Consider the following 23,588-nt stretch of genomic DNA (forward strand, 5'->3'; position numbering starts at 1 on the left):
CGCGCGGGAAAGCTGGTCTGGCCCCTGACGCTTATCGCTGCGCCTGGGCAGGCGCAGGGGCAGGGGCAGCTGCCGGAGCTGGCCCCGGGGCTGGAGCTGGAGCCGCCGGAGCAGGCGCAGCTGCTTGCCCTGGTGTTTGCCCTGCCGTGCCACCGGAATAAGGCAGACCACCATTTGCCTGCGCATTCCCCGGCGCACTGGCATTCACGTCCGGAGCGCGATCGCCTGCCACAATCGGGTTGTTCGGGTGCAGTCCTTCAACCCGGTTGGTCTTCTCTGGGTCACTGGTAGCACCTCGGCGCTTGGCATTGCCGTTGACGTCCACAACGTCCTTGCCACGCTCCGCATCAGCGGGACGGGTTTCCTTAATCTTGCCGTTGCGATCTTCCAGGATGCCGGACTGCTTCGGGGTGACCATGCCCAGTTCGCTGGCCTCCTTAGCGATGCTCGCAGAGGATTTTGCGTTATTTACATCGCGGTTCAGGCTCTCAATTTCGTTTTCCAGAGTTGTGCTGTGCTTTTGCGCCTCGGCGATCTGGAAAGACTGCTTAGTAGTTGCAGCGGACAGCGCCATGACGGAGACAACACCGATGATGAACACAGCGACCGCTAGGGCGATACGACGAGTCAGCTGCGGATTGCCGCGTTCCAGGGCAATGATGCGGCGGCCACGAACGGATACCTGCTGGCGCGAGCCAACTCGGCTACCACCAAAGCGACGCGCACTGCGACCTACTGTGCCCGTGCGCTGAGCACGATCCGTGCGGGCAGCGCCCCAATCACTACGGCGATGGGCCGGGGCGGCGACGCGTTGGCCGGAGCGCTCTGGACGGTTTCCAGCGTAGGAGCGGTCGGTAACGACGCGACCGGCGGAGGTGGTGTGGTCGCGGTCAGTGCGCTGGCGGCGAGTGTGGATGGTGCCTGGTGCGGTCATGTGTTTCCTTCCGAAGGTTCGGAGGTTCGGATTTGTTTCTATCAGTGATGTTTGGGGGTTTTGCTTAGCTAACTGGGCGTGTCCAGCGGAAATGTGGTTTTTCCTCTGTCGTTGACCCTGCTGAAGGCTCTTACCCTCACAGGTGCTGCACGAGAGTTCTGCTCGATTTCTGCTTCGCTTGCTTTCTCGGCTCCCCGCGTGCGTAGCTCAAATTCGGCTTCCATCCCGGGCAGTTCCATAGGCAGCCCAGGGGGCGTCTTCGAGCTGCTGAGCTGCACCAATTCCTTCTTGACGATCTTGTCTTCCAGCGATTGGTAGCTCATAAACACGCCTACGCCGCCGACGTGGAGCCAACGGGAAATCTCGGGAATCAGCTTCTCCAGGGATTCGAGTTCTGCGTTAACCTCAACACGGAGTGCTTGGAACGTGCGCTTGGCCGGGTGTCCACCCGTTCGACGAGACGCCGCCGGGATCGTGGCATAGAGCAACTCAACAAGCCGAGCGGAGCTGTCGAAAGGTTGCTTCTCCCGCTCACGCACAACGGCGGAAGCGATCTTCCCTGCGAACCTTTCATCGCCATAGGTCTTGAGAATGCGAGCAATCTCGCCGTGGCTGTAGGTATTCAGAATGTCGGCAGCAGTCAGAGGGCTGCTGGGATCCATGCGCATGTCCAGCGGCGCATCGACTGCATAGGCGAATCCGCGCTCCGGTTGATCGAGCTGCATGGAGGAGACGCCCAGGTCGAAGAGGAAACCAGAAATTCCACTCTCACGCACGCTGGAAGGAATTGCCCCTTGATCCATGAGGTCTTCAAGCGCGTCGGTCACTCCGTCAAAGCGTGTCTGATAGGAAACGAAGCGATCGCCGTAGCCTGCCAGACGTTCATTCGCCTCTGCGAGCGCATTGGGATCACGGTCTAGCCCCACCACGATGGCATGCGGAAAGGCGTCGAGAAAAGCTTCGCTGTGCCCACCAGCACCGAGGGTGCCGTCTACGATTAGGGGGCGTTCCGGCGCCTGGGCACTGTGCACACCCAACCCGACAAGCTCAACCATGCGGTCGCGCATGACTGGAATATGGCCGTGCTCGTTGTGCGGCTTGGCCGGCTGTGCCTGCCCGTCGGTCATTAGCTTTCCCTCCTTCCCTAGCTGCGTTATCTCTAGATTCCTATCCCCAAACTGGGGCTCTTTGTATTTCATGAGCCACATAGATACTTATGTGACTCAAAAGTTAAAAGAGTGCGAACAGGGCCTCACCTGCGTGGGTGCGGGCTTGACATCGGGGAAGTACGTCAAGGTTCCGCGTCGTCCACGCAGGTAAGGGCCTGCGCACACTCTGTTGTCCACTATTAATTTGTCGTCTTGCGTTGTCGTTCCACGCGCTTCTAGAGGAAGGAAGCCAGCACTTCGTCGTCGCCGTCCGAGAAATCCTCTTCGTGCTCAGCGCTGTATTCTTCCCAGCTCGCGGCATCCCAAATCTCAATGAAGTCGACATTGCCGATTACTACGCACTCCTTCGAGAGCCCCGCGTAGTTACGGTGCAACGCCGAAACCGAAATCCTCCCCTGCGAATCCAGCGCCTGCTCATCGGCGCTGGCAGCAAGGTTTCGCACGAATGCGCGAGCCTTCGGGTTGGTGCGCGAAGCCTCAGCAGCCTTCTTTGCCCGCACAAGGAATTCAGCCTTGGGATATACAGCCAGGCTGCGATCCTGCCCTTTCACAACCATCAAGCCGTCCGCAAGTTCTTCGCGAAACTTCGCCGGCAGAGTCAATCGACCCTTGTCGTCGAGCTTCGGCGTAAAGGTGCCGAAAAACATGTCATCGGCCCCTTTCTATGAATGATCTTGCGCCTTGCTATGCCGTGTCCGTTGTGAATCAAGGGTAAAAATCACCCTGAACATTGGTTTCTCTATGAAGTTTGGAATTGTTGGCACAGCTTCGCCCCAACGATCCCCACTTTACCCCACTCCTCCCCACAATCTCTACAACACGAGCTTTTGTGTGCGCTTTTTTCTCCCCACTTCTTTCTCAAAGTGTCCCCAACCAGCACTCTAGCCACAAAGCACACCTTCACAACCAACGCACGATCTTTACATCCCCCCTCTTCTTTACTACGACGCCACACTCTCCCCCACCCCGAGCCCCCTACTAAAAGCACCGTTTTAGCACAGGTAGACAGCGTTTCCCCCTTACACACGACCACCCTTCACCCCGGATGACTATGCATAGAATATTCAAAGTGGGGGAAAGTGGGGCGCCCACACCCAACTCGCACACCGAAAAATAAGGTTTACCTTTTGAGTGCTAGCCTGAATTATGTAGCAAGTTCGATACCGACCAAGGAGATACGACATGCGCTACACAACCGGCAACTACGAGGCATGCACCCCACCCCTAGAGATCGAAAATGCCAGCGTGCTGGATAGGTTGTACTGACTCAAACTCGATGCCCCAACAATTCCCACATCGCGCCACGGTAAATCCCCGAAGAAGTAGAAGTCCCCTGACTCAAGGGTGAAACTAGCCCCAGCCGCAAACTAAAAACCACCGTCCTCCCGGCTGGGAGGCGGTGGTTTTCTTGTTCCGCAACGCTTTAACGCTCAAAGCGACGGCGGAAACTATCTTCCATCCGATCGCCGAGCCCGCCACCGGACGTTCCCTTCAGGGCACGTGCCTTGCGGGGCTTTCCCGCCTTGGAGCGCTTGATAGCTGCAGCCTCCGGATCCTCATTCGGCTGGAAAGCCAGCAAGCCACCACCGAACATGATCAAAAATCCGAGGACACTTAGAGCCACGAACCACAGCGACAGTTGAGAGGCTGCAATCCCACCAACCATCACCGTGAGCCCGAGAACAATGAGCGCGATAGAACGGATGTTGAAGTTCATTGTCCGCTTGCCATTGGTGGAAGCCTGCTTCGCCAGGCGCGGATCCTCAGCAATCAGCGCCTGTTCGATCTCCGCGAGCATCCTCTGCTCTTGCTCTGATAGAGCCATCGCGACCTCCCAATTCTTTGCGGCTACTTCTTCCAACGGACAACCCGCAGAAAAAGTTTCCAGCCCGGGTGCGCTCCACCCGTGTTTACCCCACCCACCCTACATCAACCTGCGGTTTTCAAACAATGATGTGCATTGTTTGAGGAGCTCTAGGCCACCTTTGGTAGGTAATCCACCGCCGCTCGCGCTAGGTCTACTAGATCGCAAGCATCGCGGTAAATCACGCCCCGGGAATCCGCAGGTATTCCCTGGCTAAGCCCCAAGCCAGCCCGGCTCGCCACTCGGGCATGCGCTTCAAAGGTTTCAGCCCAATCTTCAAGATCCGGGCGAAGCACCCTCAGCTTTGCCCACGCGCTCCCGGAAGGGCGACGCTTCCGCGAGGCCATCTCCCATTCAATCAACGCCCCTGCCGCCCTCAGCCCGGCGCGGTAGGCATATACGATCGCCTCTGGCTCGCGCAGTTCCGCTCGCGACAGTGCCAGCTGTCGCTCTGCCTCGTCCAGGAACCCCCTCGCGCCCAGGGAGCGACTGTACCTAGCCCGGGCTCCAATCTGCTTTTCCTGTACGGCCATCATTCTCATCCCCTAGTTTGCTCAGTCGCTGTTCTATGCAAGTTTTGGGTCTCACATTAGAAAGTTCCCTGGACACCACCCAGCCCCAAGCCGACAATAATCGAACACATGTCTTATTGTCTATTTTTGAGTTCATTCCGCCAGAAGGTGGCACTATTGTTTCCATGCCCCAGGACACGTACGCCCAACCAACTTCCGACGATTCCTCCCTGCGCGTATCCATCACCCCTGTCAACAACCGCCAGTTCATTGCGCGGCTCGACGAGCTCATCGACATTCACCTCGCCGCAATGAACTACCCCAAAGAGACCCATCCACAGCGCAAATCCCTGTGGTTCTACAACGCCTCCCAGCCGGACTTCACCTGCACCATGGCGCTCCTACACCACGCTGACGAAGCTCCAGACCCAGACAATTCACGCCAGCGTTGCATCGGAATCGGCTTCACCTTTCGCGGTTCCCCGCAAACATGGTGGTATCGGCAGGTCGCACGCGGCCTGGTTCTTAACGGATACTCCCGCACAGAGGTGTCCCGCATACTGCATACCTACGCAGAGCTCTCCGAGATACATGTCCTGCCCCCAGCGCAGGGTGAGGGCGTCGGCACCAAAATCCTCAACGACCTCCTCCAGCGAACGCCGCAGAGTACAGTGATGCTCTCCACTCCGGAGGTAGAAGGTGAAGCAAATGCCGCCTGGCAGCTTTATCGCCGAGCCGGGTTCACCGATGTGCTGCGAAACTTCAAGTTCCCTGCAGATCCGCGACCATTCGGCATCCTGCAGCGAACGTGCAACTAACTCACCAATAGCTCACCAATACAGGGCCACTGCTGGGCATCTAGCGACTCCACTACCGAGGTGCCTAGCGAACCATGTCGTGCCCAAGCCCCTGCCCCCATGCTGGCGCCATTCCCAAATTGTGCAGAACCTCCTGAGTAGCCCGCACGTTATTCATCGTCATGAAGTGCAGATCTGGCACGCCTTCGGCAATCAGGCGCTCCGCCATCTCGGTGGTCACCTCAATGCCCACCTCGCGAATGGCATCACGGTTAGCCACCTCATCTCCTGCAGCGGCATCGAGTAGACGCTTCTCCAATTCCGGTGGCAGGGCAGCACCCGCCAGCTCCATTTGGCGCCGCACGCTACGCAGCGACGTAATCGGCATAAGCCCTGGGATGATCGGCTTCTGCCCATGTTCCGGGTCCGCCTTGGCTAACCGGTCACGCAGACGCAGGTAATGGTCCACATCAAAGAACATCTGTGTAATGGAATACTGTGCCCCGGCGCGAAGTTTCGCCAAGGTGTATTCGGTATCTTGCTCTAGCGATCCGGTGCGGTAGTGACCTTCCGGGAAGCTGGCGATGCCGATGTCAAAGTCCGCACATTCGGGCATCTCACGAATCATGTCGATCAACTCGCTGGCGTAATTTAGACCACCCGGTGTAGCCACCCATTCAGCGTTAGGGTCGCCCGGCGGGTCGCCGCGCAGAGCTAGCAGATTGGTCAGCCCCAGCGATGCATAGGTGCGCAGCATCTCCCGCAGCTCTTCCTGTGTGTGCTGCACCAGCGTCATATGCACCAGAGTGGTCAGCGGCTTGGTGCCCAGTCGCTCGGCAACGCGCAGAGTGCGCTCGCGGGTGCTTCCGCCGGCGCCGTAGGTCACGGATACGAAGCTCACACCGAGATCGTGGAAAGCTTCCGCTGCATTCCAGAGCCGCTCCTCGGCAGCGTCATCGCGCGGCGGCATGAACTCGACAGAGAACGGTACACGCCCCGGCGTATGGAGGGAAAGTGACTGGGATACGGCAACCTGCCTGCGGATACTAGCCATACCCAAAGATCATATAGACAGAGCTGTCCATTTCAAGACATTGGCAATAATTCGCCGAAATTCGATACTCGCTCACCCCCACGCCCCGCCATACAAGCGTTCTTCGCACTTGACGCCCAACCGCTTAGAATGGAAAACCATGAGTACCGATGAGCAGGCAGCACACCCCTGGCGCCTCGATTCCCCACTGTCCGCGGTCAAAGCCGCCGTCGATGCCCAGCTAGTTGAGCATTTGAACCACTCGCACGAGGAGTTTTCTCATATCAATCCCCTCGTCAGTGGTGCCATCACGGTACTTCGTGACTTTATCGTCAACGGTGGTAAGCGCGTGCGTCCGACTTTCGCCTGGGCAGGTATCCGCGCGGCGCTCGAAGGCGGCGGCGGGTCGTTGGAGGCTCTTTGCGAAAAGGAAAATAACGCCACCTCGTCCCTCACCACCAACTTCACCCCCCACTCCGTACTCAATGCGCTGTCCGCGTTCGAATTCATCCAGGCCTGTGCGCTGATTCACGATGACATTATCGACCGCTCTGATACCCGGCGCGGCTTCCCCACTGCCCATCGCACCTTCGAGGGCAAGCACCGCGAACGCGGTTGGTTGGGCTCTTCTGAGCACTATGGGATAAGCCAAGCTATCCTCCTCGGCGATCTCGCTTTTGCCTGGGCAGACGATCTGTACAACGATTCGGGTCTCAGCGATACCGCATTGCGTCGAGCCCGCCCCGCGTGGCGCGCGATGCGCACTGAAGTTATTGCCGGCCAGATTTTGGACATCGCTGTCGAGGCAAACGGTAGCGAGGATGTTGCAGACTCCTTCGCCGTCATTAAGTACAAGACCGCCTCCTACACCGTGGCCCGACCGCTACACATCGGAGCTGCGCTGGCGGGAGCCAATGAACAAACTCAAACCATGCTCCGCGGGGTGGGTCAGGACATCGGCGAGGCCTTCCAATTACGAGATGACCAATTGGGGGTCTTCGGCGACCCGGAAATCACAGGCAAACCATCTGGCGACGACCTACGCACGGGCAAACGTACGACACTCATCAACGAGGCATTGCGCCGAGGTAGCGCAACCCAGATCGCCGCCCTTCGGGAGGGGCTGGGACAAGGCGAGGAATCGTCGGAGGCCGACATCGAGCGTCTGCGAGACATCATCCACGACACTGGCGCACAATCCGAGGTAGAGGCTCTCATCGAAGCACGTACTCAAAGAGCCATCGAATCTCTAAAATCCGGCGGGTTGGGTACAGACATCACCACAGAACTGACTGCCTTGGCGGACAAACTAACGCACCGGAGGTTTTAAATGAAGCTATCCACTCGCTCCGCCGATGGGCGGCGACACCTGAGCCTACCGAGCCCTTTGGTGCCAATGACGCGCCCCACATTGCGCCGACGACTGCCAGGCAATGGCGAGCGCGTCGTTGTAATTGGCGCAGGTCTAGCGGGACTCTCCGCCGCACTGCGCCTGCTCTCCGCAGGACGGGATGTCACAGTCATTGAGGCTTCCAATACCGTCGGTGGACGCTGCCGCAGCGAGCAACTCACCAGTGCACACGGAGACTACATCGCCGATACGGGCGCTACCGTTTTGACAATGCCCAGCCTGATCGAATCCGCGGTAGCTTCCGTCGACATCGACCTACGCTCTGATTCTGCTGCCAAGCAGCTGGGTTTGGAGCATCCATGGGCGCCACGGCGACTCGCACCGGCCTATCATGCACAATTCGCCAGTGGACGTCACGCCGAAGTTTTTGCCGGACGCGACGCGATGGTGGCAGAGATACGCCGTTTCGCAGCATCCAAAGGTCTGGATAAAGCGGCGGCGGACAAGCTTGCAGCCGGTTACCTTCACCACCGCCAGTGGTCCCAGGATGTCTTCAGCGCCAGCTTCGAAAACTTCTTGGCCGCGGACTTCGACGGTGCGCTGGATTTGTTTTCCACGCCCGCTGCGGCGTCGGACCTCAGCCACTTGGGCTCCCTCGGCGCCTTCGGCAGCCTCGGCAAGACCGCGGCACGGCACCTCCCCGATACCGAGCTACAGCGGCTCTTTACTTTCCAAGCCCTGTACGCGGGTGTGGCACCGAAGAACGCGCGCGCCGTCTACACCGTGATCTCGCACATGGATACCTCCATGGGAGTGTTCTACCCCAGCTTCTCCATGAGCGAGGTCCCTGAGGTCATGGCCGCCGCTGTGCGCGCTGCGGGTGGCCGAATCATCACCGCAGACCCCGTCGAGCACGTGGACTTCTCCGAGGATCTGATTACCGGTGTACGCACCCGCACCGGCGAACACATCCCCTGCGATGCTGTCGTGGCAACCCCCGACCTTCCGGTGATTGGCAATCTGCTGACACAATCGGGGCGCACGAGTGGGCTGGTGTCTCGTTCCTTTGTCCGCCGGTTGTGGCGCAAGGCAGCGCCACTGCGCTGGTCCCCTTCGGCCGTCGTGATCCACGGAACCATCCCCACGGCCGTGTCCGGCGCGTGGGATTCCCAAAGCCATCACACCATTAGTTTTGGCGAGGCATGGGACGAAACCTTCCGCGAGATTACGGCCACTCACGGTCGGGGGTCGCTGATGAGCGATCCTTCACTGCTACTCACTCGTCCGGCACGCACGGTGCCCGAACGCGCCTTTGGTGGCGACGCCACGTCTCCAGGCACGGACACTTTCGAACCCTTGAGCATTCTCGCTCCGGCACCGAACCTGCGCTCCGCGGATATCGACTGGCACAACATCACCGACCCCTATGTCCAGGAGCTCTTAAGGTCCTTGGAGTCCCGTGGATACTCCGGCATCACCGAGAACTTCAGTGTCGCACGGGTGGAAACGCCGGCAACATGGCAGGCGGATCACGGCTTCGGCGCTGGCAGCCCCTTCGCATTGGCGCACTCCTTTACCCAGACCGGGCCCTTCCGTCCCCGTAATGCCCGTGCATTCGGAGTGGACAACCTAGTGCTTGCTGGATCCTCTACTACCCCGGGAGTGGGCGTGCCGACCGTAATCCTCTCTGGAGCGTTGGCCGCCCGTCGTATTACCGGCGGTGGTGTGTTGTGACGGCCGGTGAGGCGTTTCTAAAAAAGGCTCGCACCCGACTGCAATCGACTAGCTACAGTCGCGCGATATGGATGGGACTCATTGGCAGCATCGTCTTGACGATCACCTCCCACAGCGTCGGCGCCGTGCGTGCCCGAGGCGGCATTATGCAGGTCATCGGGCTTAGCTCGTTCACTTTCGGCCATGCCGCTGGCATGATGACGGTGGTGATGTGGTTCGCCCTGTTGGCAATGGTCCTCAGCTGGATCATTATTGGCCGACATATTCTGATTCACGGCGCCACCCTGCGCCGATCAGCTATCGCCGCATGGATCGGCCCCCTAGCGCTAGCAGGGCCGTTAATGTCTCGCGACATTTACTCTTATCTGATGCAGGGCACCCTGGCCCGCGATGGGTTTAATGCGTACGAGGTAGGTGCTGCCGCCAACCCAGGCCCACTGTTGTTCGAGGTCAGCGCCGATTGGCGAAACACCACAACCCCTTATGGCCCGCTGCATATGGGGCTCGGTCGAGCGATCACATCGATCACCGGCGATAACATCACTGCCGGCATCCTTGCTTTCAAACTGGTTTCCATCGCATCAGTGCTAGTAATGGCCTGGGCCGTGGCGCAGCTGGCTACCCACCTTGGTGTGCGTCCCGACGTGGCTATATGGCTGGGGGTTTTTAACCCCCTTAGCGTCCTGCACTTGATCGGTGGCATGCATACGGAAAACCTCATGATGGCGTTGATCTTGGTGGGATGTCTTTGCGCAATGAGGCTCCATCCCGTCCCCGGTGGCCTGGCGGCTGCCGCGCTAATCGGTGTAGCTGCGGCGTTGAAGGCAACGGCGTTTATTGCGTTGCCTTTCGTTGTATGGATAATGGTCGCCCGTATCGCTGGTCCGCTCCCCTATACAGAGGGCAAGCGCCGTTGGCTAGGGTTAGCAGACACTTGGCGGCGTTTCGGAACCCTGATCTGGACGGGTCTGGCCAGCGCAGCCACATGCATTGGGGTGTTGGCGCTGATTACAGTCGCAACTCAGCAGACATGGGGCTGGGTCACGGAGGTCACGGGTAACTCTAAGGTCATCAACCCCCTGGCGCTGCCTTCCTTTATTGCTTCCACACTTGAACCTTTCCTTTCGCGTATCAACGACGATCTGACGTTTAACGTTCTGGTGGATGCCATCCGCCCGGTGAGCAGTGCCCTCATGCTCGTGGGGCTCGTCATTGCGTGGTGGTTATTCCGGCACGATGAGCATACTGCGTTCACCGGCATGGCTGTGGCCTACGCCATCACCTGTGTTTTCAACACGGTGACGCTGCCGTGGTACTACACAGCTCCCCTGTCGCTGATATTCCTGGCTAGCCAATCGCGAATGACGATCTATCTCACCAGTGTGTTCTGCATGTGGGTCACCTTCATGTTCGACGGCGGAGGAAATAACCGCCTCTACGCTCTGTGGTGGGTGCTCGCCTTTGCAGTTGTTTTCGCCTGGATCGTCGCCGCGTGCCTATGGGATCCACGGCAGCAGCGGCCGCAGAAGCATGCTACAGAATCGCCATCGCCTGAGCGCGGCGCATCACCTCGCGGGCAAGGTGACCGTGCAGGGCATCAACCGGACGCCCGGGCAGAGAATCATCCTCAGTAAACAGGTAGTCCAGGATCTCCACATCCGAATAGCCACCATCGCTGAGCAAAGCGATCGCACCGGGAACGAACCGGTTGAGTTGACCGTCTTCGCCGAGGAAACGCGCGGGAATGTGTCGGATGCCGTCAACCTGAATAGCCAGCAGTTGCTTCTTGTTCAGCATGTCCATGACCTTGGTGATTACCAAGTTCATTCGTTCCGCGGCATCGGGAAGAGTCAGAACCTCTTCACCTGCAGGAACTCCACCCACCGACTCGTCGAGGATGCGTCCTGAAGCCTCGCCCTCCACGTGTGCGGAAATGCCGTGATCTACTGCGTGCTTGTTTTGTTTACTCACGGTCGCCACTGTAGCGCGTGGGCGTCAAAAAGAAACGAGTAGGGCACGAACCTGGCTAAACGTATAATGACACGAGTACCACTAGAATTATTGCGTAACTCTGAACGCACGGGGGAACAAAAACACCCCTCATAATCATCTCTTCTCAAGAGATACGACTGCTGAGAAAACGAGGCTGAAACTAGACGTGAGCGAGCTACATCCGGGAGACCTGCTGGAGTGGCGCTACCGCATCGGCGCCCAGATCGCCCGCGGTGGCATGTCCACAGTCTATGCGGCGGTCGATACCCGCCTGGACCGAGAAGTCGCGGTCAAGGTAATGGATCCAGCGCTCGCCCGCGAACCCGCCTTCCGTACTCGCTTCGAACGTGAGGCTCGCGCAGTAGCGAAGCTCAACCACCCAACGCTCGTAAACGTCTTCGACCAAGGTGTGGACGAGGACTATGTTTTCCTCGTCATGGAGCTGGTCGAAGGCGGCTCCCTGCGCGAATTGTTGAAGGAACGCGGCCCTATGCCCCCGCATGCCGCCATCGCCGTGATGCAACCCATGCTCAACGCCCTAGCCATCGCCCACGCCAAAGGGATGATTCACCGCGACATCAAACCGGATAATGTGCTGATCAGCGATCAGCACCAGGTAAAGCTCGCGGACTTCGGCCTCGTGCGCGCCATCGATAACGCGATGGGTGATGCCACGAACGCAACGACCTCCGTCAACGGGCAGGTCATCGGCACCGTCGGTTATCTTTCCCCCGAGCAAGTGCGCGGCGAAAACCTCACCCAAGCCAGTGACGTGTACTCAGCAGGCATCCTGCTGTTCGAACTGCTGACTGGCCGCACTCCTTTCAAGGGTGCCTCCCCGCTAGAAACCGCCATGGCGCGTATCAGCCGTCCGGTGCCCGCTCCCAGCACGTTGATGCCCGACATTCCACCGGAGATCGACGAGCTCGTTCTGCGTGCGTGCCACCGCGACCCCGCCCAACGTTTCCAGGATGGCAGCGAGTTCCTGCAGGCCGTGGAGGACACTGCGGAGCAGCTAGATATTCCGGACTTCGAAGTCCCTGCCCCTATTGAGTCCGCCGTACGCACTGCTCTGGCCGGTACCGACTTCGGCGAACGTACCCCGTGGAATGACGAGTCGATGGCTACCCGCGCTGTCACCCTCCCCCAGGAGGATCGTGCCCGCCCGGAGACGCACCATACTGCCGTCACTCAGTACCATCCGGCGAACCGACCAGGTTATGCGAAGCATCCTGACTCATTGGCGCCGTCTCCCGATACCAATGTGGGGCCATCGCATCAGCCAGTGCCACACCGACCGGCCCCGCATCGGTCGCCCCAGCACCGGCCCGCACCTGCACGCCCGGTGCACAAACTCAGCAACAAGTCACCGGCGGCCACCATTGTGTGGGTTCTCGTACTCCTGGCGCTGGTTATTGGCGTGGCGCTTGGCGGATGGTGGTTCGCCACGGGTCGCTATGGCGAGATCCCCACTGTGGTCGGCATGGATAAAGCCACGGCACAAGCCACCGTCGAGGAAGCCGGGTTCAGCTCCAAACTAGACGAGCGCTACGACAACCAGGCGGAGAAGAACACGGTCATGGGAACCGACCCTGCCAAGGGGCACCGCGCCCTGCGAGGCTCCGAAGTCGCCGTACTGCTTTCCCTAGGCAAGCCGACTATCCCAGATCCCGGAACGAACTCCAGCTTGCAGTATTACGAGAAGAAGCTGACCGACCGCACTTTGAAGTTGAAGAAGGGCGAGGAAGTCTACTCCGATGACATAGCAAAAGGGCATGTCGCGGAGGTCCAGCCTGCAGCGGGAACCGAAGTCAATACAGGCTCGACCGTCGTTGTCCACATGAGCAAGGGCAAGCGCCCAGTGAAGGTGCCGGGTGTCAAGGGGCAAGAACACGACCGCGCAAAGCAGACCTTGGAGTCCGCCGGCCTAACAGTTGCCGAAGAGACCGAAGAGTTCGACAAGGATATACCCGCAGGTCAGGCGATTCGCACTGATCCAAAGGAGGGATCGGAAGTCGAATCCGGTTCGGAGGTCACGCTGGTGCTGTCGAATGCGATCGAAGTACCGGATGTAGCGGGGCTATCTATGGATGACGCCCGTAAGGCTTTGCGCGAGGCAGGTCTCAATCCGGTTGAAGGCAAACCTGTGGAGGACTCTTCCGAGGATTCCGGCAACGTTGCACAGCAGTCACCCCAGGCGGGCAAGCTGGTGGATCCTGCGAAGAACACGGATGTGGAAATCCGCGAGTCCACGTCCCAGCGCGTGCCGTGGACGATCGGTCTCAGCGCGGAAAAGGCTCGCCAAAAGCTAGAGGATGCGGGCTTTGAGGTGAAGATCAAGGGTGACCCCAACGGCTTGGTTCTGGGCCAATCCCCCGGCCCCGGCTCCCGCAGCCACCGGGGTGCCGTGGTCACGTTGACCACGGTGTAGCTGCCGTCCCGAAGGCAGCTAGTCGCGGCCACCTAGTTGCGCAGCATCTCCGCCACTAGGAACGCCAGCTCCAGCGACTGCTGGGTGTTCAGTCGCGGATCCACGGTAGTGGCGTAACGCTCCGGCAGATCCAGATCCGTGATGGACTGACCACCGCCGACAACCTCGGTGACGTCCTCGCCCGTCAGTTCTACGTGGATACCGCCAGGGTGCGAGCCGAGCTTCCGGTGCACCTCGAAGAATCCCTGAACTTCGTCGATGATGCGGTCGAAATCGCGCGTCTTGTAGCCATTGTTTGAGGTGTAGGTGTTGCCGTGCATAGGGTCGCATTGCCAAATGACCTTGTGACCCGTGGCCTCCACGGCCTCGACAATCGGAGGCAGCGCCGTGCGGATCTTGTCGTAGCCCATGCGGGTAATCAGCGTCAATCGACCCGGGGTGTTCTTCGGATCCAGCTGACGGACGTAGCCCACGGCCTCTTCCGGGGTGGTCGTCGGACCGATCTTCACGCCCACGGGGTTGGAGATCAAAGAGGCGAAGCGAATGTGCGCATCGTCAATGCCACGGGTGCGCTCGCCGATCCACACCTGGTGCGCGGACAGGTTATACAGGGCGTCATTGCCCTCTTCGTCGTGAGCCAGGCGCAGCATTGCACGCTCGTAGTCCAGAACTAGCGCCTCATGGGAGGCGAAGATGTCTGCGGACCGCAGCGTCTCCGACGTCACGCCACAAGCGGACATGAACTCCAGGCCACGGTCGATCTCTGTCGCCAACGCCTCGTAGCGGGCGCCCGCCGGGGAGGTTGCCACGAACTCGCGGTTCCACTCATGCAGCTTGTACAGGTCAGCGGTACCAGAGTTCGTCAATGCACGAACCAGGTTCATTGCTGCGGAAGAGTTAGCGTAAGCGCGCACCATGCGGGATGGGTCGTGGGCGCGAGCTTCCTCGGTGGCCTCTACGCCATTTACCAAGTCGCCACGGTAGTTCAACAGACCATTGGAATCTCGGTCCGCAGAGCGTGGCTTGGCGTACTGGCCAGCGATACGTCCCATCTTCACCACGGGCGTGGAAGCACCGTAGGTCAAGACAACAGCCATCTGCAGCAGGGTCTTCACGTTGCCACGCAGGTGCGGCTCCGTATTGGTTTCAAAGGTCTCCGCACAGTCACCGCCCTGCAGGAGGAAGGCCTTGCCCAGGGCGACATCAGCCAGTTGCTTCTTCAGCTTCTTAACTTCGGGAGCCACCACAATCGGTGGCACGGATTCCAGGATCTTCCGCACGCGCCCTGCGTGCTCTGGATCCCAGCTAGGCTGCTGCTTCGCGTCGCGAGACAGCGCATCTTCTAATTTTTCCGCCATGTCCGCTGGCAGCGGCGGTAGATCCGGAAGTTCGTCTAACGGTGCATCAATAGTCCAAGCCATAGACAGAGCATACGTTACCTAGCCACGGCTTTTGGCAATCAGGCTATTTTCAGATGCTTTTATGGACGTCCGGGTAACCCCTTCAATGCTTCCATGGACAGGCGGTATTTCACGACATTGAAACGGGCGTCGGCAAGAGCATCGTGAGCATTGCTAGGGCTTTCGGGCAACCGTGGTCGACCAGCCATCTCCCACAGCTGCTTCAGCTCGTGGGTGAAACGCGGCAAGTCAGCGGGAAGCCCGGTCATGTCGCCCCATAGCTGAGCCAGCGCCACGTGATCATAAGCCCCCACCCAGGCCCATAGTTCGAGCCGCTCATTGGGACGTCCCCGGGACTTCGTAGCCCGCTCGGGAACCAGGAATTCGTGCAGCTTGGCACGCATCGTCGCGCGATCCATCCAAGCTTTGTCGGAGCGCGGCGGCAATTGCGGCAGAACGTTCTTCTTCACCCACTGCCCCGCCCGATGCTCGTTAAATTCGGTGGAGACTGCGTAAAACTCGCGCCCATCTTCGGCCACCACACCGATTGAGATCAGATCAATGGTGGAGCCGTCCTCAATGAACTCTGTGTCGTAGAAGTAGCGCACGGTTGTCCAGTCTAGAGCCTGGGCTTGAGGCTAGGCCGACAGGGTGCGGTCACCGCCGAACCGTACCTGCTGGCGCGGTTGTTGCTGTTTTTCTTGGGGACGCCGCAGTGCCGGTGGGAACAGCGTCCAACCAATAAGGGGCGTCTTGCCCACTACATAGCCCACAATGGAAGCGACTACGCAGGCGCCGATACCCCACCACAATTGGCCTGCCATCGTGCCCAGGAAAGCGAGCGACGCCGGATGCGCTTCGGCCAACGTAACGGCGTATTCGCCGAGCAGGTACAGACCCAACGGGTGGAACACGTAGACCTGCAAGGTGTTCCGGCCCACGAAAAGGAAGATCTCACGCACGACAGGGATCACGCACAGCCAAGCGGCAACCACGATGGCAAATGGCAGTGCGAGGACGGAGCGCAATAGGTCAGTTCCCAAAGTCAGAGCCGCAACCGTAGGCGTCCAATCGCTAAAGAGTGTCTTGGCCAGAGTCCGCATTACATACTCAGAGCTGAAAAACAACACGGCGCTTCCGAGTATCACAAGGGGGTTGAAGGCACGCTTGGCCAGCCGGAAGAAGAAGTCTCTGCAGTGCAGACCGATGAAGAACATGGGGGCAAAAGTGAGGACATGCCGGAAGAAGATGTTCTCCCCACCACCGAGGAAAGCTCCGATGACCAGCGGGATAGCGGAGGTTAAGATGGCCAGCCATGGCGGCTGTTTGCGAAGTACCCAGGCGAAGATGTTGTAAAGAATCAACGCATAAAGGAACCACAGACCCACGTTACCCAGAAGCATCGCCTTAAACAGGTTCATCAGCGAGTAGTTGTCGTCGATGCTCATGCGCGTCAGAATGTGGAAGGGGTTAAAGACCAAGTAAGGCACCAACAGGAACCACAGTCGTCGATACCACAGGTCGGCGAACGAACGCTCCAGGATGCGATGGGCGAACAGTCCTGACACGAGGAAGAACAGCGGCATTCGGAGAGGATCGAGGAAGCTGGAGAAATGCCCCAGCGGGGTTTCCGTTCCACCGGGAACCCCGGTAACGACGTGCATAATGCACACACCGACAATGGAAAACCCTTTGGCGGCGTCCGCCCACTCGACTCTCTGCTTCACCGGCCGCGCCTGAGGCCGACTCGCACCCTGATCTACCTTCGACATGATTCTTATTACAAGATCAGGTTTGCGCTGCTGAAGTCAAACCGTCAACGACGGGCCGCACGGCATAAAAGCCCCGTTCACCACGGGGAAACGGAGTGCGTGTGGTCGTTGGCACGGAAGCGCTGAGGGGGCACATTCACTACTGCCGCGGTTCCGAGCCCGCCGGGTAGCCCTTACCTGCCTCCAGGGACTTCTTCACATCGGCAGCATAAAAGTCCTTGACATACTCCTGACCGGAAAGCTTATGCAGCGCCTCCATGATCGCATCGGTCAGCGCCCGAGCCTGGGCGTATTCGTCGCCGGCATCACGGAAATCGTTCGGGTCGATTGGGTCTCCGACATACACGCCACAGCGGGCCGGCCGTGGGATCCACGTACCGATGGGGTTGGCCTTGTTCGTGTTGATCATCGCCACCGGGTAGACCTTCACCCCAGATGCGAGGGCGATGCGCGCCAGGCCGGTCTTGCCTCGGTACATGCGGCCATCCGGGGAACGCGTGCCCTCCGGGTACATGCCCAGCAGATCCCCACGCTCAAGTACCTTGAGCGCAGTGCCCAAAGCGGCGTTCTGGGATTCCTTATCCTGGCGGTCGATTGGCACCTGGCCAACGGAGGTGAAGAAGAACTTCTGAATGCCACCAACCAGGCCGGGCGTCGTGAAGTATTCCTTCTTCGCCAGGAACGTCAGCTGGCGCTTGGATACCAGCGGAAGGTAGAAGGAGTCCATCACTGCAAGGTGATTGGAAGCCAGGATTCCCGAGCCCTTCTTAGGTAGCTTTTCGAGCCCCTTGGTAAAAGGACGGTTGTACACGCGCAGCCATGGGCCGATGAGGATGTATTTGAAAAACCAATACGCCTTATTTTGCATATCTAAAAACCTACCGTCCCTTGTGTACTTCCCTCGTGAGCGCCACAAAAAGCAGCGCAGTAATTGGCGCAGTATTCGGCGTGCACAACGCTAGCCTTTAGGCGCCCGTCTGAAGGCGATCGCGCGCCAGTAACGCCACGCCGATCATACCGGCATCTCCTCCCAATTGCGCGGTCTTTACCCGTGCAACAGGACGGTGACCGGCTCCGACGATGCTGTAATTCAGCATGGATTCCGCCTGGTCCAGAAACAGATCTGCATCGGCACTTACGCCCCCGCCGATCACGATCAATTCCGGATCCAACACATCTTGCACCAGCGACAGTCCGCGCCCTAGCCACAATCCCATGTCCTCCACTGCGGCGCGTGCCAACGGATCTCCCTCACGCGCCAGGCGAACTACGGCTCGTCCGGAGATTTCTTCTGGGTGCTGGGCGAATTCCCGTGTAATGGCGGAATCCGGGTAGCGTCCCGTAGCAATCAGGTCTTGGGCGGTCAGTGCCAGGGCCGAACCCGAGCAATAGCGCTCCAGGCAACCTTGTTTACCGCAGGGGCATGCACGACCACCTGGCATGACAGTCAGATGCCCAAACTCCGGGGCTGTACCAAAAGCTCCTCGGTAGATCTCGCCATCCACCATGACGGCACCACCGATTCCGGTCCCCAAAGCAAAAAGCACCCACGTGCCGACTCCTTGGGCAGCTCCCAATCGGTACTCCCCTAGCGCCGCGGAGTTGGCGTCGTGCTCCAATTCCACCGGAAGCCCTAACTTGGCGCTGAGCCTGTCGGTGACCTGCGCGTTCCGCCATGGCAGGTGCGGGGCAAAGCGCACTGTGTCGCGCTGCGCATTAATAAACCCAGCCACGGCCAATCCCACTGCGGCGATGCCTTCATTGCGGCGCTGCAGGCAGCCGATAGCATGCACCAGCGCGGTTTCCAGGGCATAAACATTGGAGGGGGTCGGAAGCTTTTCAATGTCCAGGATCTGGCCGTCCGCGTCCACCACGGCAGCACGTAGGTTCGTGCCACCGATGTCCACGCCCACGGTAAGGCTCCCAGTCACGAAGCGATCCCTCTTCCCTCTGTAGTCCGTATGTAACCTCATCATTCTAGCCAGCCGTGGGCTGCATAAAAACTCTGTGGTTCTACCCCAAGATTTACGTCTAGGCGAAGCTATGCCGCGGTGGAATCTCTCCCCCGCCTCGCATGACCGCTCGGCACTGGTAACCGAGGACGTGCCACGTCCATTTCTCCATCACGTTTTTCCGAGCTGCGGTCGCTAGGCGCTGGCGCGTGGGGGCGTCACTAAGCAGCGAAGAGATCTGCGCCACCACGTCGTCCAGATCCCGCGAGTCCACGACCAGCCCTGTTTCTCCATCGATCACTGTCTCGGGCGCGCCGCCACCATTGCCGGAAACCGTAGCGACTCCCGCGGCTTGTGCCTCGAGAAATACGATCCCGAGCCCTTCTACGGACAGTCCGCCCAGTTGCGTTCGCACCGGGAGTGCGAAAACATCACCGACCACGAAGTGGCCTGGTAGTTCCTCTACGTCGACCGCACCGGTAAAGGTTATGTTCTTTGTGACGCCCAGCCGACGCGCCAGTTTCGCCAACTTCACGCGGTAATCGCCGGGTCCGACGACAAGCAAATGTGCATCCGGGTGCTCACGAAGGATGGCGGGCATGGCCTTTACCAAAGTGTCCTGGCCTTTGCGTGGAACCAGTCGGGAGACGGCGACAATGACCTTCTCGTCCGTCACGCCATAGCGCGCCCGAAGCGCATCTCGCATCGCCGGGTTCGGTTGGAAGAGATCCGTGTTGACGCCACCTGGCATAGGTTCCCACGCAACGGAGGGACCAAAGGCAGCGGCCATTCGATTGCGGGCATAGTGCGAAACATATGTCAAGCAATCCACGGTACGGCCGATGCGGGCAAGGACGTGGCGCGAACCGGGGAACATGGACCATCCGACCTCGTGGCCATGGGTGGAGGCAACAATCCGGCGAGCGCCCGCTGCCCGGGCACTATTCGCCATCAATGCCAGCGGTGCGGCCGCCCCGAACCAGACAGTGTGGATGTCATGTTCACGGATCAGCTGCTGCATCTTGCGCGCAGTAGCTGGGGTGGGCAGCATGATGCTGCGAGGCCATCGGACGACGTGGTAGTCCTGTTCACCGTCGAAGGCCATTGCATCCTCGCGGTGTTGGGTAGAGGCGAAAACCACAACCTTGGCCGGATCCAGCGTGGAGAGGTAGTCGCGCACATACGTCTGAATCCCGCCGAAGGTAGGCGGGAAGTCATTGGTGACGACGAGGACGCGGGGATGGCTATGCTGGTCTGCGCTGGACATACGAACGGATGCTACCGCACGCTATGGGATGTTTAGTAGCGGGCGGCGCCCGAGATCGGCATGGAGTTCAGCGGAACTACCTGTACGGGGATGCCGTAATCGGAGGCGTGGACGATCTTGCCATCACCGATGTACATGCCCACGTGGGTCACCCCCGGGTAAAAACCAACGATGTCGCCCGGCTGTAGGTCGTCAATGGAGACCGGCTGCCCACCTGCGATCTGTGCGGACGAGGTGCGCGGGATGGACTTACCCTGCTGCTGGTAGGACCAGAACATCAGGCCGGAGCAGTCGAAAGCGCTCGGGCCGGCGGCACCCCAGGAGTACGGGGATCCCAACTTAGACAAGGCCGCTGCGACCACACCAGTTGCATTGACCGGTGCACCGGAGTCACCGGCCTTCTTCATCTTGCCGAGGAACTCCTCAACATTCATGTCGATGGGACCATTGCGATCAATCCAGCGTCGACGATCCTCCGGGCTAAGCCCGTCGACGGCCTTCATGATTTTGTCCTTCAGCTCGCCGAGCTCCTTGTTGCGATCGTCAAGGTCCTTCTTGCGATCGTTGAGGGTACGCAGCTGGAAATCGGCGGTGGCCTTAGAACGGCTCGCCTTGTTCTTCTCCTTAGCAGCATCCTTCAGCTTCTGGCTCAGCGTGTTCACGGTATCGGCACGCTGATCACCAATCGACGTCAGGTAAGAAGAACGCTCGACTGCAGCCTGCGGGCCTTGGGAGCCAACAAAAGCAGAGACCGGATCCACCGTGGCGCCACGGTACATCGCGCGAGATACGCCGGTGACATTTGCACGTGACGCCTTGACATCCGTGTTGAGCTTCTCAGCCTTCTTGCGCGAGTCATCGGCAGCCTTGTTGGCCTTTGCCAGGTTCCCCTTGGCCTGGTCGATATCGATCTTCAGCTGCTCAACCTCGTCGGACGTCTCCGAGGCGTAGCCGGATACCTTGTCTACGTGGTTCAGCAGACCGTCAACATCCGCTGGGATCGGTGTGTCCAGTAGGCGACGGATTTCTTCCGCACGCTTTTGATCCGCGTTGCGGTCATCCTTCTTGTCGCTTCCCTGCCCCTGGTCACCTCGCCCCGGAGCGTTCTGTGGATCCGCACTGGCCTGCGGGACAGTAGCTCCCATTGCGAGAGCTAACAACGCCGCAGATGTGGCCTTGGCGATAGCGTTTGCACCGGAGCGACTGCCGCGCGAGGAGCGATCACGAGAATAGGAAAACGACACGTTCACGACTGGACTTTCTTTAGTTCTCAAAAAATTTTCGGCCCGCCGAAGGAGCCGTTCACCGATAGATATTCTGCCACATGAAAGGGCAAAAGTGGGACTGGCGCCCTAATAGCACCAGCCCCAGCATTTCACGCCTTCACCAGCCGTAACACTAGCCCCGATATCAACATCTGAGCTAGAGAAACACCGGAAGGTGTTGGCTAAAAATTAGAAGCGAACCGCGTTGTACACAGGCATCATGTGCAGGTTGTCGATACGCACCGGGTTGGAAGAGTTCAGGGCGTGAACGATCTTGCCATTGCCAATGTAGATGGCAACGTGAGATGCGCCACCGTAGTAGGAGATAACATCGCCCGGCTGCAGAGCGTTCAAGGAAACCTTCTTGCCAGCGGAAGCCTGAGCAGAGGAGGTACGCGGGATGGACTTGCCAACCTGGCGGTGAGCCCAAGAGGTCAGGCCGGAGCAGTCAAACGCGTTCGGGCCAGAAGCACCCCAAGAGTACGGTGCACCAACCTTGGACTTAGCGATGTCCGCAATGCGCTGTCCGATAGAGGAAGAAGCCAGCTTTGGAGCCGGAGCCTTGACAGCCTTAGTCGCAGCCTTCTTGTTGCCACCATCGGTGCTCAGGCCAGCCTGCTTGAAGTAAGGCTTGATGGTCGGCAGCAGGTGGTCCGGAACCTCTACGGTTACGCCGGACTGCTTGTGAGTGACCGGCGCAGCCTGGGCGGCAGCGGGGGTCAGTACAGCGGCACCCACACCGACGGCAGCGACGACAGCTGCGTTGCGGGATACGTTGTTCTTCTTCAGGCTGTGCTTGCCCATATAAGTCCTCAATTACCTTTCAATCCGTTGTTTGGGGTGTGGAGCTTTTCCATATCCCCTCGCCCGGCAACTCTTCGGCAGCTACCGCGGTGCGGTGAGCTCTTTGTCGCTCACCTCTAAGGTCTCGAAAAGATTACGAAATGATTGCGGTCCATGTCCAGCCGTTTCGCAAATCTGGGCTTTTTAAGCCTTAGGCGTGCCGTTGTTATCAAACCGAGATTTTTCGAACCCTCAACTACAGCCTGAAAGTTATCGAAGCTTTATAAATTGCTGACCTGCGGTTTTAGTAAATGCACTCACTACCTCTACCAGGGTCTGACACTTATGATATTTTCAGAAAATAACAGATGTGATACTCGTCACACTAGGTAATTTTGGCGTGTCTTTTACGCCCATAACGCTTCAAAAACCGCCTGCCTCAGTGCAACCGTGCCAACATCCCCCGCCCAAAAGCTAAACTTGATCCCCATGCCCCCTACCGTGTCGAATCCGCCGTACCGCGATCCTCTAGCTTCAGAGGATTCACGGCCCGCTAAGCCACGCCAGCCACGCCGTTCAGATGAGATGCCGGATTCCTACGCCTTGGCGCACACACGCTCGGATCTGCAGCGCACTCTTCACGACTGCATCGTGATCGACTTGGAAACAACCGGGTTGCGGCCACAGCAAGAGCGAATAATTGAAATCGCGGCTCTGCGGGTCTCAGACGGAAAGATCCAGCAACGCTATACATCACTCCTCAACCCGCTACAAAAGGTTCCAGAGGAGATTACCGACTTAACGGGCATCTCCGAAGGGCTCTTGGCCGACAAGCCCACCTTTGAGGACATACTTCCCGAATTGCTGGGGTTCCTCCGCCCACACGGCTCCCCCATCCCACGTCTTGTTGGGCACAATGTCTTCTTCGACTTCTCCTTCTTGCAGCACGAAATGCTGCGCACCCAGCTCACCGCTTCAAACGAGCTTGTCTCTCCTCCCTACACTCCACGACTGGTGTGTACAGCGGAGGCATCCCGCACACTAATTCCGCGAGAGTCAGTTGGACGCTACCGCCTGGGGAACGTGGCGTCGTATCTCAAGGTCAACCACCGCCCACTACATCGAGCGATGAGTGACGCCTTGGCGACCTATGACGTACTAAAGGCTCTGTCGCAAGAGCGGAACTAAAAAATCCCGCCCACCTTCTTGAACTGCTCCCCATTAGTTGGACTGAGAAATCAGTTACCGACTAGTGGGGAGTAGTTTTCATTGAGAGCACGAAGTTCGCTAAGTGAATATCAGCGCGAGCAGTTAGTGGAGTGTTTCGAGCAG

Annotated in this window: 21 protein-coding genes; 6 read left to right on the forward strand and 15 right to left on the reverse strand. The window is 59.0% G+C overall.

Annotation, left to right across the window (positions count from 1 at the left end; genetic code table 11):
- Positions 1–31 precede the first annotated feature (31 nt).
- The 5 genes from ACUY2T_RS07410 to ACUY2T_RS07430 all read right to left on the reverse strand — a co-directional run bounded on the left by ACUY2T_RS07410 (position 32) and on the right by ACUY2T_RS07430 (position 4,503).
- A complete protein-coding gene (locus tag ACUY2T_RS07410; protein WP_293791340.1) occupies positions 32–934 on the reverse strand; it encodes a hypothetical protein in 903 nt (300 codons plus the stop codon).
- A gap of 68 nt (positions 935–1,002) precedes the next feature.
- Complete coding sequence (gene rsmH, locus ACUY2T_RS07415; protein WP_293791341.1) at positions 1,003–2,061, reverse strand: 16S rRNA (cytosine(1402)-N(4))-methyltransferase RsmH; 1,059 nt, start codon at positions 2,059–2,061, stop codon at positions 1,003–1,005.
- A 257-nt stretch (positions 2,062–2,318) separates the two neighbouring features.
- A complete protein-coding gene (gene mraZ, locus ACUY2T_RS07420; protein ID WP_293791342.1) occupies positions 2,319–2,750 on the reverse strand; it encodes a division/cell wall cluster transcriptional repressor MraZ in 432 nt (143 codons plus the stop codon).
- 776 nt (positions 2,751–3,526) lie between these two features.
- The gene (locus ACUY2T_RS07425; RefSeq protein ID WP_448308114.1) at positions 3,527–3,928 is read right to left on the reverse strand and encodes a DUF3040 domain-containing protein; all 402 of its coding nucleotides are present in this window, start codon (positions 3,926–3,928) and stop codon (positions 3,527–3,529) included.
- A 149-nt stretch (positions 3,929–4,077) separates the two neighbouring features.
- A complete protein-coding gene (locus tag ACUY2T_RS07430; protein ID WP_448308115.1) occupies positions 4,078–4,503 on the reverse strand; it encodes an SAV_6107 family HEPN domain-containing protein in 426 nt (141 codons plus the stop codon).
- Positions 4,504–4,664: 161 nt separating this feature from the next.
- On the opposite strand from ACUY2T_RS07430, the gene ACUY2T_RS07435 reads away from it, so the two are divergent.
- Positions 4,665–5,297 carry a GNAT family N-acetyltransferase gene (locus ACUY2T_RS07435; protein WP_448308116.1) on the forward strand — a complete coding sequence of 211 codons (633 nt, stop codon included), beginning with the start codon at positions 4,665–4,667 and terminating at the stop codon, positions 5,295–5,297.
- Between the two features lie 64 nt (positions 5,298–5,361).
- Here the strand turns inward: ACUY2T_RS07435 and metF are convergent, their stop codons facing one another.
- Complete coding sequence (gene metF / locus ACUY2T_RS07440; RefSeq protein WP_448308117.1) at positions 5,362–6,330, reverse strand: methylenetetrahydrofolate reductase [NAD(P)H]; 969 nt, start codon at positions 6,328–6,330, stop codon at positions 5,362–5,364.
- 139 nt (positions 6,331–6,469) lie between these two features.
- Between metF and ACUY2T_RS07445 the strand changes: the two genes are divergently transcribed.
- The 3 genes from ACUY2T_RS07445 (at position 6,470) to ACUY2T_RS07455 (ending at position 11,028) form a co-directional block, all read left to right on the forward strand.
- Positions 6,470–7,639 carry a polyprenyl synthetase family protein gene (locus tag ACUY2T_RS07445; RefSeq protein ID WP_448308118.1) on the forward strand — a complete coding sequence of 390 codons (1,170 nt, stop codon included), beginning with the start codon at positions 6,470–6,472 and terminating at the stop codon, positions 7,637–7,639.
- Complete coding sequence (gene crtI / locus ACUY2T_RS07450) at positions 7,640–9,394, forward strand: phytoene desaturase family protein (protein WP_448308119.1); 1,755 nt, start codon at positions 7,640–7,642, stop codon at positions 9,392–9,394.
- Between the two features lie 71 nt (positions 9,395–9,465).
- The gene (locus ACUY2T_RS07455; RefSeq protein WP_448308120.1) at positions 9,466–11,028 is read left to right on the forward strand and encodes an alpha-(1->6)-mannopyranosyltransferase A; all 1,563 of its coding nucleotides are present in this window, start codon (positions 9,466–9,468) and stop codon (positions 11,026–11,028) included.
- Here ACUY2T_RS07455 and ACUY2T_RS07460 read toward each other — a convergent pair.
- Complete coding sequence (locus tag ACUY2T_RS07460; protein WP_293791373.1) at positions 10,928–11,293, reverse strand: Rv2175c family DNA-binding protein; 366 nt, start codon at positions 11,291–11,293, stop codon at positions 10,928–10,930. The genes ACUY2T_RS07455 and ACUY2T_RS07460 overlap by 101 nt on opposite strands.
- A 259-nt stretch (positions 11,294–11,552) precedes the next feature.
- Here ACUY2T_RS07460 and pknB point away from each other — a divergent pair, with 259 nt between their 5' ends.
- On the forward strand, positions 11,553–13,817 hold the full coding sequence (gene pknB, locus ACUY2T_RS07465; protein WP_448308121.1) for a Stk1 family PASTA domain-containing Ser/Thr kinase: 2,265 nt from the start codon (positions 11,553–11,555) through the stop codon (positions 13,815–13,817).
- A 32-nt stretch (positions 13,818–13,849) separates the two neighbouring features.
- Here pknB and ACUY2T_RS07470 read toward each other — a convergent pair whose 3' ends face one another.
- The 8 genes from ACUY2T_RS07470 to ACUY2T_RS07505 form a co-directional block, all read right to left on the reverse strand.
- Positions 13,850–15,238, reverse strand: coding sequence for a class II 3-deoxy-7-phosphoheptulonate synthase (locus ACUY2T_RS07470; RefSeq protein ID WP_293791351.1), 1,389 nt, complete (start codon positions 15,236–15,238; stop codon positions 13,850–13,852).
- A gap of 59 nt (positions 15,239–15,297) precedes the next feature.
- Positions 15,298–15,825, reverse strand: a complete 528-nt coding sequence (locus ACUY2T_RS07475; protein ID WP_448308122.1) for a polyadenylate-specific 3'-exoribonuclease AS — start codon at positions 15,823–15,825, stop codon at positions 15,298–15,300.
- Positions 15,826–15,855: 30 nt separating this feature from the next.
- On the reverse strand, positions 15,856–16,989 hold the full coding sequence (locus tag ACUY2T_RS07480) for an acyltransferase family protein (RefSeq protein ID WP_448308123.1): 1,134 nt from the start codon (positions 16,987–16,989) through the stop codon (positions 15,856–15,858).
- Positions 16,990–17,128: 139 nt separating this feature from the next.
- Positions 17,129–17,857: a lysophospholipid acyltransferase family protein gene (locus tag ACUY2T_RS07485; protein ID WP_448308124.1), complete on the reverse strand. Its 729-nt coding sequence runs from the start codon at positions 17,855–17,857 to the stop codon at positions 17,129–17,131.
- A 97-nt stretch (positions 17,858–17,954) separates the two neighbouring features.
- Positions 17,955–18,962: an ROK family protein gene (locus ACUY2T_RS07490; protein ID WP_448308131.1), complete on the reverse strand. Its 1,008-nt coding sequence runs from the start codon at positions 18,960–18,962 to the stop codon at positions 17,955–17,957.
- 58 nt (positions 18,963–19,020) lie between these two features.
- Positions 19,021–20,208 (reverse strand): glycosyltransferase family 4 protein, encoded by a 1,188-nt coding sequence (locus tag ACUY2T_RS07495; protein ID WP_448308125.1) that lies wholly within the window; start codon positions 20,206–20,208, stop codon positions 19,021–19,023.
- A gap of 32 nt (positions 20,209–20,240) precedes the next feature.
- Positions 20,241–21,458 carry an NlpC/P60 family protein gene (locus ACUY2T_RS07500; RefSeq protein WP_448308126.1) on the reverse strand — a complete coding sequence of 406 codons (1,218 nt, stop codon included), beginning with the start codon at positions 21,456–21,458 and terminating at the stop codon, positions 20,241–20,243.
- A gap of 204 nt (positions 21,459–21,662) precedes the next feature.
- On the reverse strand, positions 21,663–22,277 hold the full coding sequence (locus tag ACUY2T_RS07505) for a C40 family peptidase (protein WP_448308127.1): 615 nt from the start codon (positions 22,275–22,277) through the stop codon (positions 21,663–21,665).
- Positions 22,278–22,745: 468 nt separating this feature from the next.
- Between ACUY2T_RS07505 and ACUY2T_RS07510 the strand changes: the two genes are divergently transcribed.
- Positions 22,746–23,444 (forward strand): 3'-5' exonuclease, encoded by a 699-nt coding sequence (locus ACUY2T_RS07510; protein ID WP_448308128.1) that lies wholly within the window; start codon positions 22,746–22,748, stop codon positions 23,442–23,444.
- The last annotated feature ends 144 nt before the right edge of the window (positions 23,445–23,588 follow it).

This window comes from Corynebacterium sp. 22-2729, from assembly GCF_053479475.1.

What these genes read in the sequence shown, in the direction of transcription:
- ACUY2T_RS07485 (WP_448308124.1), bottom strand. Translation starts at nt 17,857, where the DNA reads ATGCAAAATAAGGCGTATTGGTTTTTCAAATACATCCTCATCGGCCCA.
- ACUY2T_RS07430 (WP_448308115.1), bottom strand. Translation starts at nt 4,503, where the DNA reads ATGATGGCCGTACAGGAAAAGCAGATTGGAGCCCGGGCTAGGTACAGT.
- ACUY2T_RS07505 (WP_448308127.1), bottom strand. Translation starts at nt 22,277, where the DNA reads ATGGGCAAGCACAGCCTGAAGAAGAACAACGTATCCCGCAACGCAGCT.
- ACUY2T_RS07495 (WP_448308125.1), bottom strand. Translation starts at nt 20,208, where the DNA reads ATGTCCAGCGCAGACCAGCATAGCCATCCCCGCGTCCTCGTCGTCACC.
- mraZ (WP_293791342.1), bottom strand. Translation starts at nt 2,750, where the DNA reads ATGTTTTTCGGCACCTTTACGCCGAAGCTCGACGACAAGGGTCGATTG.
- metF (WP_448308117.1), bottom strand. Translation starts at nt 6,330, where the DNA reads ATGGCTAGTATCCGCAGGCAGGTTGCCGTATCCCAGTCACTTTCCCTC.
- ACUY2T_RS07425 (WP_448308114.1), bottom strand. Translation starts at nt 3,928, where the DNA reads ATGGCTCTATCAGAGCAAGAGCAGAGGATGCTCGCGGAGATCGAACAG.
- ACUY2T_RS07410 (WP_293791340.1), bottom strand. Translation starts at nt 934, where the DNA reads ATGACCGCACCAGGCACCATCCACACTCGCCGCCAGCGCACTGACCGC.
- crtI (WP_448308119.1), top strand. Translation starts at nt 7,640, where the DNA reads ATGAAGCTATCCACTCGCTCCGCCGATGGGCGGCGACACCTGAGCCTA.
- ACUY2T_RS07510 (WP_448308128.1), top strand. Translation starts at nt 22,746, where the DNA reads ATGCCCCCTACCGTGTCGAATCCGCCGTACCGCGATCCTCTAGCTTCA.
- ACUY2T_RS07470 (WP_293791351.1), bottom strand. Translation starts at nt 15,238, where the DNA reads ATGGCTTGGACTATTGATGCACCGTTAGACGAACTTCCGGATCTACCG.
- ACUY2T_RS07445 (WP_448308118.1), top strand. Translation starts at nt 6,470, where the DNA reads ATGAGTACCGATGAGCAGGCAGCACACCCCTGGCGCCTCGATTCCCCA.
- rsmH (WP_293791341.1), bottom strand. Translation starts at nt 2,061, where the DNA reads ATGACCGACGGGCAGGCACAGCCGGCCAAGCCGCACAACGAGCACGGC.
- ACUY2T_RS07480 (WP_448308123.1), bottom strand. Translation starts at nt 16,989, where the DNA reads ATGTCGAAGGTAGATCAGGGTGCGAGTCGGCCTCAGGCGCGGCCGGTG.
- ACUY2T_RS07435 (WP_448308116.1), top strand. Translation starts at nt 4,665, where the DNA reads ATGCCCCAGGACACGTACGCCCAACCAACTTCCGACGATTCCTCCCTG.
- ACUY2T_RS07490 (WP_448308131.1), bottom strand. Translation starts at nt 18,962, where the DNA reads ATGAGGTTACATACGGACTACAGAGGGAAGAGGGATCGCTTCGTGACT.
- ACUY2T_RS07455 (WP_448308120.1), top strand. Translation starts at nt 9,466, where the DNA reads ATGGGACTCATTGGCAGCATCGTCTTGACGATCACCTCCCACAGCGTC.